The sequence below is a fragment of the Pseudoduganella sp. R-31 genome (assembly GCF_049913235.1).
GTDB lineage: Bacteria > Pseudomonadota > Gammaproteobacteria > Burkholderiales > Burkholderiaceae_D > Rugamonas.
On record NZ_CP183986.1, the window covers coordinates 4,597,493 to 4,610,719 of the forward strand.

The following is a 13,227-nucleotide window of genomic DNA, read 5'->3' on the forward strand; positions in this document are numbered from 1 at the left end:
TGAGGAATTCAATGAAGTTCAGCCACGCTTTCGGTGCCCTGGCCCTGCTGGCCAGCACCACCTTCGCCATGGCCGCGCCGCACGCCATCACCTTGCCGCCTGAGACGGCCAAGCTGAAGCCATCGGCCTTGCCCGGCTATCAGATCGCGCTGCAAAAATGCGCCACCTGCCATTCCGCCGATTACATGGAATACCAGGCGCCGCATATGACGCTGGCGCAATGGACCAAGGAGGCGGCCAAGATGCGCGACCTGTTCGGCGCGCCGCTCAGCGAAGACGATGTGCGCCAGGTCGGCGCCTACCTCGCCGTGACGTACGGCAGCGCCAAGGAAAGCGAACTTCCGGCCGCACTGCGCAGCGCGGCGCCGGTCCGCCCCGGCACGCCGGACGCCGGTGCCGGTAATGCCAAGGCGCCGGACGTGAAAGCCCTGCTCGCGGCAAATGCCTGCCTTAGCTGCCACGCCATCGACGCCAAGGTCGTAGGCCCAGCCTACAAAGACATCGCCAGGAAATACCGCGGCGATGCTTCCGCCCTGGACAAGGCTAGCGCGAGCATTCAAGGCGGCAGTGCCGGAAAATGGGGCCCGGTCGCAATGCCGCCGTTCGGCCAGTTGAAACCAGAGGAAGCGCGCGCCCTGGCTGCTTTCGTACTAAAGCAATGAGGTAAAGCGGGAGGTGCCCGGCGTGCGCCGGGCAGTGCAGATGCCGCGGGCGACGCAGCCTAAAGGCTCGCGTCGAAGCCAGCCATCAATGCCGGTGCCCGGGACCTGGGCAGATAAACGAAATTCCGATTGAACGCCTGGCCGGCCAATTGCGCATCATCCATATCCCTGTTCCATTGCAGCGAATACAGCTGTCCGGCAATGTACGGATCGGCCACGGCGCACAGCATGCGGCGTAAATCGGAAATTGTGCACGTGCGCCACCAATCCGCGCCACGGCCATGCAAACGGAATGGCTCGTCATATGGCCAGGCGTTGGCGCGCCGCGCCATTTCGTGGCGCCCGAAACGGCATATGCCCAGGGCGAACATCGTCGCGACAGGCCCATAGCGAAGACGTTGCAGCGCTTTGCGATAAGCGTGTACACGGGCGCGCCGCACAGCTGGAGCCTCGTCATAAACCTTGAATATTTCCTGCATCAGCCTCGCGTTCTGAACCGCCGCGGCGGAAGACGGGCGCGCGAAACAGTGTTGGTAATGTTCCAGAAAAGCCGTCAGGCAGTGTTCGTATGCCGCCAAGCTGTCCCCGTCGCCGGGTGAATCGCGCAAGTTGGACAACAAGTTGTCCATCGACCTGCACAGGCGGTTCACGACCCGCCGCGCATCGGTGGTCTTATCGTCCAGCCAAGCCGCCGTGTTGCCGTCATCGGGCCAGTTCCATTCAAACAGCGCCCTGGCATCACGCCGGCCATGCTCGTAATGCTCGTGTGTCAAGATCGATTTCATGACACGCTTTTCCATACTGTTTTCGCCAACCGGCATTGATCCCTCGTTAGAATTGAATTAGGCCCGTTTGGGCAACGAGCCATCCTAAAAGACCCGCGCACGCAGGACGCACCCGGCTAACTAGAATCAGACCAATTCACGGAAGGTGTGACTGGAAACGCAAGGATACGGAAGGCCAACTAGGGTTTACAGTCGTGCGCCCTGCGAAGTCGCGATCGCTCGCCATTCGCCGTTCGTGACTCGGTAGAGGGTAATTGACCCGTTCTTCACATCACCCTTGTCATCAAACTCAGTGGTTCCTGTAATGCCCTTGTAATGAATTTTGCGCAGGGCCGGCAGAAACTTTACAGGATCCGTCGAGTTAGCCTGCTTCATGGCCTCGACCAGGATCATGACCGCATCGTAGCTGTAAGGCGCGTATGCCTGCATCTCGCCGTACTTCTCGGTAAATGCCGAATTGAGCGCCGCGTAACCAGGCATACTCTCTTTTGGCATACCAATCGAAGAGGCCATGTGCCCTTCCGCGTCGGGACCTGCAAGCTTTGTAAAAATGGATGATTGCATGCCATCCGCTCCAAGCAACTTCGCCTTAATTCCCAGTCTGGCCATTTGCTTTACCATGAGACCAGCCTGCGAATCCATACCGCCGTAGTAAATAAGATCCGGATTCAAACCCTTAATTTTCGTGAGAATTGCCGTAAAATCAGATGCCGTGTAGGTGGTGTACTCGCGACCGATGACCTTCCCCCCACGCTGCGCAAATACTTTGGCAAATCGGTCCGCCTGTCCTTGCCCCGCTGCCGTTCGATCATCGATCACGGCCACTTTTCTGGCGCCTAATTTATCGTAGGCGAAATTGCCGAGAACTGAGCCTTGCTGGTCGTCATTGGCGATATTTCGGAATGCCGTATTCAACCCTTGATGGGTATAAACAGGGCTGGTCGACCCTGGTGAGATTTGCGGAATACCTGCGGCAGCGTAAATCCTCGAGGCGGGAATGGTCGTTCCGGAGTTATAGTGACCGATTACAGCAACGACCTTCTGGTCCACCAACCGATTTGCCACTTGCGTGGCGACGCGCGGATCCGATTGATCGTCTTCCACGACCATTTCGAACCGAACCTTCTCGCCCCCAATCACAGGCTGTTGGGCGTTGATCCGGTCGAGTGCCAAGCGCGCACCTGACTGAATATCTTTTCCCAGGTGCGAAATTGGCCCAGTCATTGGCGCGGCAAGTCCGATCTTGAGCAGGACTTCGCCAGCTGTCGCCATTGCAGGGAGACCGCTCGCAAAAATCGCGGTGCAGATCATTGCTCGAATTACTTTCATATGTCAGTCCTACGGAAACTAAGTTGAGATCTAATCCCACAGCGAGGCAGCTCCGACTGTGGCCCGAGCGTGGCTGCGCGCGACGCATCGCCTTTGAGTGAAGAATGACAACTGGAGGGTTCGGGTAAATTAGTCCGACTATTTGACGTCGACCGCCGTGAATGAAATTAGCGGCGCGGCCAGGTTGTCATTATCTCGCCCCCGGTTCCCCGGCTGGTGGTGCCGGCCATGCCTTTGCCGGAGCCGACATCCACTGCAAATCCAGACCAATTCACGCTTGTTATTCGGCGTAGTCCGAAACTTGCCCCCGCCTAGCCCAGGGGGAGACCAGCACCGTTATGCTCCTGCCCTCAGAATTGATTGCATACGGTGTAGCCTTTGAAGGAGGAATTTCAGATCCGCCAATACGTCGAGGCGTTGGGCATCAGATACCGGATCGCCGGCCTCACGCTCGATGCGGATGGCGGCGCCGGCTTGCGACTGGGTGACGGCAGTGAAATCCATCTGCGGTTCAGGCGCGCCACCAACCGGCTCTACATCCATGCCGTGCTGGCGCCGCTGCCGGCAAGGCCCATACCCGGACTGGCCCTGAAGCTGTTGAAGATGAACTGTCTGGAAGCGGGCAGCGGCGGCGGCGTGCTGTCCGTCTCCGCATTTCAGCGCGCTTTCGTCTATCACGTGTCGCTGCCGGCCGCCTGCATCGACAGCGAGCGCCTTGGGCGCGAAATCGAAGCATTCCTGTCCAAACGCGCGCGCGCCGCGCAATGCCTGGACGCCTGAACGGAAACCAATATGTGGCCCTTTGGAACCAACCAAACCTCGGCGGCGGAGCATCTCGGCCATACCCATTGCACAGCCGGCGCCTACTCTGAACAAGAGCTCTCCAATCTCTTCGACAGCACTTTCATTCCCGCGTTGAGACTGATCCAGGACGCCGGCGCTAGCCAGTCCACCAGCCACGATACCGGCGGTCCCGGCTTACACAATGCCACGCCCACGCCCAGCGCCGACCCGTTGGGTGGCGCCAGCGGCAGCCAGCCGAAAGCAAAGAAGGAACGGCGCGGAGAACACGTCGTGTATCACGTCAACCCTGACAACTACCCGCAAGTGATGGAGGAATTCAGGGACCTCGTGCTGGAAGGCCTGAAGGAAGAAGGCAAGTCTAGCGAACAGATCGCAGCGTTACGCCGCCAGCACGACATGTGGACAGCCCTGCACGCCGAGGCGCGCAGCGGACAGCTAAGATCGAGAAAGGCACAAAAGCTGCTGTTGGGCTCGACCAAGCGCAATACCCGTTTTGTCAAGGAAGGCGAGCAATACACCGAACTGCCGGATCCCACACATCTTGGCGCGAAGGCTGCCGTAGTCGGCTATCTGCGCTTGTCGCAGCCCCGCCTCCCGCCGCCTGAGGCCAGCCAGCAATTGGCGACTGGTTATCCTTCGGTCTTGAACGAAGCGGGCGACTTTGCGGTGAATTTGGCGACGCAGACTGCGCAGTTCGCCCTCGACGAATTCCAGGCGGCGCGGGAAGCTGCCTTGTTCGGCAATTGCGAAGACCGCGACAATCGCGAGTCCTGCGTTGGCGTCTTCAGTAAAATGGAAAACCGTACGGTGAACGCCCGCGGCCAGAAGATCCGCGACGATGCGCTGAAAGGCGCCCTAAACCATACCAGCTGGCTCGGACAACTGTTCCAGACCCCGATGAATATCACCATCGTGCATCTGACGCGAAATGCAACCGCGATGGCGACGCAGATGCTGGGCAGCCAGAGCACGAAGATCAAGGGTTTCAGTGACTATCTTACGCAGAAAATGCCGCATCAGTTTCCCGCGCAGCCGGTGGGCAACGCGACTGAGCCGGCCGCCAGCACGACCGAGCCGGCTGGCAGCGCGACGACCACGGAGGGCGGTCCCGCCACCACACTGCTTGACAGCATGGTTACCTTGGCCGGGAGCGCGCTCACGGCTACGCGGACGACACTGTCGAATGGCGCCTCGGCGGCGGCCAATGGCGCCGGCTCGGTGCTGAACGGAATGGCCAACATGTTTACGCTGCCCGGCGCGGACGCCAGCACCTTGACCACGCGGCCGCCGTCGAACACGACGGCCAGCCCAGCCGCCGGTCCCTCGGATACGGTCTACCTGCGGCTGCTGTCGAGCATCCTCGACGGCTGGATCGACTATGGCAAGGCCAGGGCCCAACGCGACAAGCCGCTGGCGCTGTTGCAGGGCGTGTTCCAGCACCATGGCCGCAACCTGCCGAAAGCCTTTGAAACCGGCTTCAACGTGACCCTGCTGGAAGACGAGGGCTGGTTCGACGAAGCCGCCCTCCTCCACCACAAGCTGCAAAACCAGGCTGCGGACGACGCCGAAGACACCGTTCCGCCGTCCCTTGCCTACCTGCAGCAGCGCTTCCAGAATGCACTACGAGCGGAGTCGCAAAGCAAGCAAGCCCACGCCAATCTGATGCGCCCATCCGCCGCTGCCGCCGGCGCCCCGCAATTCGACGGTTTTTCGATCCGCAACGCTTTCAACCAGACCTTCGATGAGGTGCTGGCCATGCCTGACCTGTGGCGCGATCCAGTGCTTGCCAACGTCGGCATCGACAAGAAGCGCGAAATGCTGAAAGCCAGATTCGCCGAACTGGGGGAGAGTACACAGTACAAGATCGGCACTGCGCAGCAGTCGCTGGCCAGCACCCTCATCCGCATCGCCAAATACCGGGGGCAGCCTGTCCCTGCCGACTTTGAGAATGATGAAGCATTGCTGCTTGCCTTGAAGGAGGTGGAAGATGCCTGGGTGGCTGACCGCTCTACCTTCCCAATCCACCCGCGCCTGCTGTTCTCGATGCACTTGGCCAATGCCAGCGGAGTCGACATCATGAGCACCGCCCAGCGTTTCGAACAGTTCCGGTCGATCTTGCAACGCGGCTTCGAGGGAGCATCGCAGCATCCGCAGCGCGACTACAGGACCTTCGCCTGGATGGTCGATGTCGGCAAGAAATGGAATGATGGCCAAACTTGGTGGATGTTCCGCAACGACAGCATCAGGCGCCAGGCGCTCGCCGCCTGCTTCGAAGCCTTGCGCGCAGAAACCGGCCATCGCCGGCCACCGGAGGGGACGGGCCACGAACGGATCTGGCAGGTGGCCCAGTGGGCGAAGCAGAACAATTTGCTGGGCGAAGTGCTGCTGGGCGACACGACGAACGAAAAGCTGGCCGCCGCGCTGCAGTATGGCAGCGAGCGCCTGCAGGCCGCGATAGGGGGACCGCCTAAATTCGACCGGGAAACAGCAGCATTCGAAATCCTCAAACGCTATGGATTGAGCGATGAAGAGGCGTTACGCCTCGTGCCCGCTTTCATGGAGCGCCTCGGTGCGCCGGACTTCGTGGGAACTATGCTGCGGCTCAACCCGGGTCGCGTCATTAAACCGTACACGGAATTGTTGCACGCTGAACTGCTATTCAATGACGGCCTGCCGAACGATCCCCGGGTGCGCGCCGTGGCGCTCGAAAACCTACGGGTGCAGGGGGTCGTGCCGACCGAAGAGAAGGTGACGGCGGAAATCAATCGCATCGTGCCGGGCTTGAACACCGACCTCGAGAGCACACGTTCCCGGTCGCGGATGCTGGACAGAATCCTCGTCTTTATTCCCTTTGTCGGTAGTGTCCGCGAAGTCTATTCAGGCTGGGCGGACGGCGACCGCAGCCGGCTGGTGCTGGGCCTGCTGTCCGGCGCGATGGAAGGGGTCAACCTGCGCCAACTGAACATGATGCGGGTAGCAATGAATCAACGGCAGGGCCTGCAGGATTTCGTCAAGATCGCCAACAAGCTGGACCTGACATCCCCAGTGACGGTGAGCGACTTGCCGGCCGACCCGCTCGAAGTCGTCGGCGGCCCGCCCGCCGTCGCGGCCAGTGTTGCTGCCCGGGACGGCAATGTCCCGCCGGCTTTCCGCAGACTGGCGCAGCGGGTGCGCAACGGCGAACGCGGCATGCTTTGGCAAGGGCACGAGCTGGTGATGTTGACTAATGAAGAAGACCGCGTCGTGCCGGTCAGGAACATTGGCGGCGCCTACCAAGAGATCGACTGGCAAACCGGCCACGCGGTGGGCAACGGACGCATCATCCATTACGACTCCGCCACGCAAAAATTCCATTCCGACTTGCAGCTGAATGGCGGCGTGCGGCCGACCGTTGAGGTGCCGGTCGACTATCACGGCACCCCCATCGCGGAACGCCAAACGGTGGTCGATGTCATGCGCTCGCTTGCACCCGCCACCGATGCCAGCGTGCGCGATATCGACGCCATCTTGAATCGCCGCTTTACTTTCCAGGAACAGAACAATGCCCTGCGCGAATGGGCCAGCGAAGGGATCAACGGCATGCAGGGTTTGAAGAACTTCCTCAAGCGGATGTACGAGCGCAGCTACACCTTTCGACGCATGCTGAACTATTATGACGATACGGCTGGCGACAAGCGCTGGGATCTGCGTTTCGGCGTGCCTGGTCTGAACGGCAAAGTAGTCGAATCACCGGTCCAGTACCCGCGTACCTCCCATATAGAATTCCCACACGCCGGCGTGTACGACACCTTTACCTCAGTCGGCGGAACCGGCCTATTTACCAAGGAGAATATGGTCATTCATGAATTGATGCACGCCCTGACCGGATGGCGAGATCCGGGCCGCAATCAACCGCATCTCGGCGGCCCGAGCTGGGCAGCCGACAAGATGCTGCATGAGGCAGGTTTTACGGTTCGCAACCGCCTGCTCTACCTCAACCTGGCTGGCGGCGACAACGACGCGCGCCGTCCGCACCTGATCCAGGACATGAATGCCGAAAACATCATGCTCGACGAAGTCATGGACCGGTATCGGGCGCCGCCAATCGACGGCACGATGCTGGAAGACATACCGCTTTCCCAGCGCGTCACCGTCGAGCAATGGCGGCAGCTTGAGGACCAGCTGCAGAGGCCGCCGGACGTCACGGTCGACCAATGCTGGAGCAAACTGCAGGGACAGTTCGATTTCGGCTTGGACAACGTGGGCGACGTCTCGCCCCAGCTGAGGGAAGTGAAGCGTATCACCCAGCGCTTCCTGAAGAGCAAGACCTTCCGCAGCCTGGTCGAAACCATGCGGGTCCGGGCCGCTGGCGCCTGGAAATTCGAATTCGATCCGGCCGTCGCGCAAGAGGAACTCGGCAATGCCAAGTCCAGCACGGGCGCCAGCCCCATGCACGGCAAGATTTATCTGTACGATGCCCAGACCAGCTATCTCGCCGCCGACGGCTTGCATCCGACCGAGTATGCGCGCAAGGTCCTGCTCGGCTATATCAACGCCATGACCGACCTGTCGATGAAAGCCAAAAACCCGTTTCGCAATATGGGCGGGGCCGTGAAACTGGCCAACCGGATTCTGCACGAATCCGGTTTTCATTATCCCGAGCAATTGGTGGCGGCGCGCGCCGCGTCCGATGCTGATGCACAGCGACTATTGCTGGATTACATCACGGCCGCCCGCCGCAACGCCGCGCTGGAAAGCGCATATCTGCACAGGCCGAATTGATTTTGGGTAATTCCGTCTGAGAAAGCGCCCGGTTCAGTCTGCCATGCCCGGACTGGCCCTACCATTTTGCATCCCGTCCCCACGCACTGCATGCGCGCCAGAGCCGCTGCTCGCGCTCTTGCCGTGTGCCGGGCCGATTTGCTTGTGGAACCAGTCATGAACAAACTTAACAATCGCCCCACCACCGACGACAGCTGGGCCGAATTCACGGGCCTGCTGCTGTTGCTGCTGGCCGCCGCCTACTTTGCCGCTTGGTCCAGACTGGGACACATTTCCGGCGTGCTGCCGCGTTTCGATCTGCGCGTCGCCTATTGGCTCACACAGCACACGGCGCCATGGCTAACGCCATTGCTGCGCACGCTCAGCCATGTCAATAGTGGGCCCGCCATTGCCTTGCTGAGTCTGCCATTGGCCTTGCATTTCTTATTGAGGGGCAGGCGCGCCTGGCTGGCGGCCCTGCTGCTCGGCTTGGCACTGATCAAGCCTGCGGGTGGCGCTACCGCCATGACCATCCTGCTCATCGGCATTGGCGGTACTTACCTGGCCGGGCGCCGGCCCCCCAATTGGCAGCGCGCCGCCGTCGCCGGTTTTGCCTTGCTGCTGATCGCATTGGTCGCCGTGAGCCGGGTCTGCGTCGGCGCCCAATACCCAAGCGAAGTGCTGTCCGCACTCTGCGTCAGCGGCGCCTGGCTCGGCGTGTGCCTGGTGTCGGGCGCCTGTGCAATGCGCATGCGTCCGCAGGAACGGCCGACCCGAACCGTGGGTTTGCGCACTGCCGTGACCGGCAAGATGGGGCTGTCGCGTCTGTGCGCCCTGCTCAAGCTGGAGCTGCGTTGTCTCCCCACGCCGCGGCTGGTGCGCCGCTGGCTCGACCTGCTGAACGATTACCCGATGCGGGAATTTGCATTGACCAGCCCGCACCTGGTTCAAAAGCCGTTCCGGCCGTGGTTCAGCCGCCGGCTGGACCGCGCCGCCCGCCTTCAAGCGTTGGCCGGCCATTACCGTATCATCTGCAATCATGGCCTGGCGCCGCTGCTCATCAAGGCAGCCAGCAAGCCAGTCACGCTGGTGCGCTTTGTCGGCAAGGACGAGACGCCTTACGCCATCGAACTGTGCGCGGTGGCGGTGATGGAGCGAGAAGGCGAGCTGGCGCTGCGGCTGCGCAGCGCGCAGGGTCCGGTCTATACGGTCGCTTTTTCCTTCTTACGCGACAACGGCCAGACCTGCGTCGCCATCGGCTGCGCACAAGGCCCCGCCGCCGATGGTCTGGAACTGGTGCGCAGCGCCACCCGTAACCTGTACGGCCTGCGCCCGCGCGACCTGCTGCTGCGTCTGGTCCAACAATTCGGCCTGGTGCTGGAGTGCGAGCAGTTGCGCCTGGTCGGCAACGACAACCGCACTGTGGCGCGCGGCTCGGTGCGCCGCGGCAGGATTAAGGCCGATTACGACAGCATGTGGCGGGAGATGGGCGCCAGGGGGCGCGCCGATGGCGACTTTGAATTGCCCTGCCTGCCCCTGCCCGCACTGCACCTGGAAAGCGTCCCGTCCAAAAAACGCGCGGAAGCGCGGCGCCGCCACCAGTTGCTGCAAGCGCTCAATGACGCTGCGCTGGCACGCCTGTTTCCCGCCAACAAACGACTAAGCGCCGCATGAACGGCAAACCACTTTCCCGCGCCGCCATGGCCGCCGTACTGTTGCTGCTCGCCTTTCCCCAGTTGAGCGAAACGATCTATGCGCCGGTGTTGCCCAGGATCGCCGCCGCGTTCGCGGTGGCGCCGGGCATGGCGCAGTGGGCCGTCAGCATCGACTTCGCCGCTTTCGCTGTCGGCGTTCTCTTCTGGGGCCGCCTGTCCGACCTGCAGGGGCGGCGTCCGGCCTTGCTGGCCGGCTTGGCATGCTATGCGCTGGCCGCGCTGCTGGCCCTGGCGGCAGGCAGCTTCGGCACGCTGCTGCTGGCACGCGCACTGCAAAGCTTCGGTGCTGCCTGCGGCTCCATCGTGGTCCAGACCATGTTGCGCGACCGCTTCCAGGGCGCCCAGCTGGCGGCGGTGTTTTCCACCATCGTTGCAGTGCTGGCCCTGTCGCCGGCGGTCGGGCCGCCGCTGGGCGCCATGCTGGCGTCGCGTTACGGTGTTCACGGTGTGCTGGTCTGCCTGGCCGCGCTGTCGCTGGTCTTCCTGCTGTGCGGAGCCAGCCTGCCGGAAACCCGCCCCGCGCACGCCGCGGCGCCCGCGCCTTTGCTGCCTACCGCATGGCGCATGGCGTGCGACCGGCAGCTGTGGAGTGCAGCGTGGCTGGTGGCCGGCTTCAACCTGATCCTGTTCGGCTATTACACGATCGCACCGTTCACGCTGAACCAGCTCCAGATGCCGGACTGGATGTTCGGCGCCAGCGGCATCCTAATTGCTGTCGCCGGGGGCCTGGGCGCACGTCTCAATCGCCGCGGCTTGCTGCGGCACAGCCCGGCACATCTGACCGCACTGGCCGCCCTGGGCGCCCTGCTTTCGTCCGCGCTGCAATGGATGGCAATGACTGCGGCCGCTGGCCACCCGCTGGCGGCGGCGCTTGCCATGCTCGGCACGCAAATGCTGCTGGTGCTCGCATTTGCCTGCGCCATTCCGAACGTCCTGGCCTCGGCCCTGAGCCGCTATCGCGATGTGCAAGGCACGGCCGGTGCCCTATTCGGGCTGGCCTACTACCTGATGCTGTCGGCCGGCCTCGGCCTGCTGAGCGCACTGTACCGGCCTCAGCCCATGTTTCAACCCGTTTTCATGCTGCTTGTCAGTGCGGCCATCATGCCGTGCGCCGTCCTGGCGCGACGCCAGGCCGCGCTGGCACTGCGCACGGAGGCCAGTAGCTAAGGCAGGCATTTTTCCGCGTCCGCCACCCTCGCACCACAAGCCGGCAGCCAGACGACGCTCTTCTTCCATCATGCAGCAGGAGGTAATTTGAGTATTTGGCGTACCCTATTGATGGTCTGGCTGCTGGCCGCCCCGGCTGCGTTTGCCAGTACGCCCAAGGCCGGCGGCGACGGCGCCCGGCAAATCTGGCAGTTGCTCGATTACGTGGCGGTCGACTACGGTGGCGCCGTGGAGAATGGCGCACTTGCCAGCGCCAGCGAGTATGCCGAGATGGTCGATTTTGCGGCGCGCGCGCAACAGCAACTGCAGTCGCTGCCGCCTCATGCCGGCAAAGCCGCCATCGCAAGCGCCATCGGAAAGTTGCGCACGGCCATCGGCACCCGGGCCAGCGCAACCGACGTGGCGCGCCTGGCGCAGGAAGCCAACAGGCTGCTGCTGGCGGCCTATCCGTTTCCCATCGCGCCGCCACTACGGCCCAGCCTCGCACGCGGCGCCGAACTGTATGCCAGGCATTGCATCGCCTGTCACGGGGAACGCGGTGGCGGCGACGGGCCGCTGGCCGCCACGCTCAATCCCGCGCCAACGGCTTTGAACGATCCGGTGCGTGCGAAGCTGCGCAGCCTTGGCGCGCTCTACCAGATCGTGTCGCTCGGTGTACCCGGGACTGCCATGCCGGCGTTCAAGGAGCTGCCCGCCCAGGACCGCTGGGCACTGGCCTTCTTCGCCGGCACCTTGCCATATGACCAGGCCATGGCGCAGCGCGGCGAACAGCTGTGGCGCCAGGGCCGCCCCGTCACGCCACAGCGCGTTCCCGACCTCGCCACGCTCAGCCAGCTTAGCGAGTCGGCACTGGCCCAGGAGGTGGGCGACGCTGCCGCGCAGGCGCTCACCGCCTACCTGCGGCGCCAACCCGCCGCCATCCAATCCGGCCAGCCCGAGGGCTTGGCGCTGGCGCGCCAGCTGCTTGACGCAAGCCGGGCGGCCCTGCATGGCGGCGACCGCGCCGCTGCGTTACGGCTCGCCTTGTCGGCCTACCTGGACGGCGTAGAACCGGCCGAGCCGGTGCTTGCCGCACGCAGCAAGTCCCTGCTGGCAGCACTTGAGAGCGCAATGCTGGCTTACCGTTCCGCCCTCACTGCCGGCGATCTTGCCCAGGCCGATGCCAGCGCCGCCCAATTGTCCGAGCTAATCGATCAGGCCGAAGCTGCCAGCAGCGCCACGCGCGCCACCCCGCTGGCCACTTTCCTGGGCGCGCTCGCCATCCTGCTGCGCGAAGGCTTGGAAGCGCTGCTCATTGTGGTAGCCATGATTGCCTGCCTCAAGAAGGCTGGCCAGGAGCAAGCGCTGCCCTTCGTCCATGCGGGCTGGGCCAGCGCCCTGCTCGCCGGGCTGATCACCTGGGCGGTAGCCACCTGGCTGGTGGCATTCAGCGGCGCCAGCCGCGAGTTGACTGAGGGCCTGGGTTCGCTGCTGGCCGCCGCGGTCCTGCTCAGCGTAGGCATGTGGTTGCACCGCAAAAGCAGCGCCGGGCGCTGGCAGCATTTCATCGACACCACGCTGGCGGCCGCCCTGTCGCGCCGTTCAGCATGGGCCTTGTTCGGGCTGGCATTCCTGGCGGTTTACCGCGAAGTCTTCGAAACTGTGCTGTTCTACTCGGCCTTGCTGGCCGACGGCAACGGCACCGCGTTGCTGGCAGGGTTCGCCAGCGCTGCCGCGCTGCTGGCCGCAGCCAGCTTCGTGCTGCTGCGAACCAGCACCCGCCTGCCGATCCGCCAGTTCTTCGCCCTCACCTCGGTCGTGGTCGCCGTCCTGGCAGTGGTCCTGGCGGGCAAAGGCATCGCTGCACTCCAAGAAGCCGGCTGGGTCGGCGTGCGTCTGGTAGCCGGCCCGCGGCTGGAGATGCTGGGGCTCTACCCCACGTTGCAAACCATGCTCGCGCAAAGTGCGGTGGCGCTGGCGGCGCTGGCGGCCATCATGTTCAATCGCCGTCCGGCCAGCGAGCGCGGCACCGCAAGCAGTTAGTTG

The 13,227-nt window shown here is 63.1% G+C and carries 8 protein-coding genes; 6 read left to right on the top strand and 2 right to left on the bottom strand.

Annotated elements, in window-relative coordinates; genetic code table 11:
* The first annotated feature begins 11 nt into the window (after nt 1-11).
* Nucleotides 12-662 (top strand): c-type cytochrome, encoded by a 651-nt coding sequence (locus ACN9MY_RS20675; RefSeq protein WP_426162407.1) that lies wholly within the window; start codon nt 12-14, stop codon nt 660-662.
* A 59-nt stretch (nt 663-721) separates the two neighbouring features.
* Here the strand turns inward: ACN9MY_RS20675 and ACN9MY_RS20680 are convergent, their stop codons facing one another.
* Both ACN9MY_RS20680 and ACN9MY_RS20685 read right to left on the bottom strand, forming a co-directional pair.
* On the bottom strand, nt 722-1,447 hold the full coding sequence (locus ACN9MY_RS20680; protein ID WP_426162408.1) for a hypothetical protein: 726 nt from the start codon (nt 1,445-1,447) through the stop codon (nt 722-724).
* Nucleotides 1,448-1,633: 186 nt separating this feature from the next.
* The gene (locus ACN9MY_RS20685) at nt 1,634-2,776 is read right to left on the bottom strand and encodes a branched-chain amino acid ABC transporter substrate-binding protein (protein ID WP_426162410.1); all 1,143 of its coding nucleotides are present in this window, start codon (nt 2,774-2,776) and stop codon (nt 1,634-1,636) included.
* A 378-nt stretch (nt 2,777-3,154) separates the two neighbouring features.
* Here ACN9MY_RS20685 and ACN9MY_RS20690 point away from each other — a divergent pair, with 378 nt between their 5' ends.
* The 5 genes from ACN9MY_RS20690 (at nt 3,155) to ACN9MY_RS20710 (ending at nt 13,224) form a co-directional block, all read left to right on the top strand.
* Nucleotides 3,155-3,556 (top strand): CesT family type III secretion system chaperone, encoded by a 402-nt coding sequence (locus tag ACN9MY_RS20690; protein ID WP_426336065.1) that lies wholly within the window; start codon nt 3,155-3,157, stop codon nt 3,554-3,556.
* 12 nt (nt 3,557-3,568) lie between these two features.
* Nucleotides 3,569-8,341 carry a hypothetical protein gene (locus tag ACN9MY_RS20695; protein WP_426336066.1) on the top strand — a complete coding sequence of 1,591 codons (4,773 nt, stop codon included), beginning with the start codon at nt 3,569-3,571 and terminating at the stop codon, nt 8,339-8,341.
* Between the two features lie 156 nt (nt 8,342-8,497).
* The gene (locus ACN9MY_RS20700) at nt 8,498-9,994 is read left to right on the top strand and encodes a DUF535 family protein (RefSeq protein WP_426318490.1); all 1,497 of its coding nucleotides are present in this window, start codon (nt 8,498-8,500) and stop codon (nt 9,992-9,994) included.
* Nucleotides 9,991-11,202: an MFS transporter gene (locus ACN9MY_RS20705; protein WP_426318491.1), complete on the top strand. Its 1,212-nt coding sequence runs from the start codon at nt 9,991-9,993 to the stop codon at nt 11,200-11,202. Before ACN9MY_RS20700 ends, ACN9MY_RS20705 begins: the two co-directional genes overlap by 4 nt.
* A 111-nt stretch (nt 11,203-11,313) precedes the next feature.
* Entirely contained in the window at nt 11,314-13,224 is a 1,911-nt protein-coding gene (locus ACN9MY_RS20710; protein WP_426323815.1) for an FTR1 family protein, read from the top strand.
* Nucleotides 13,225-13,227 lie beyond the last annotated feature (3 nt).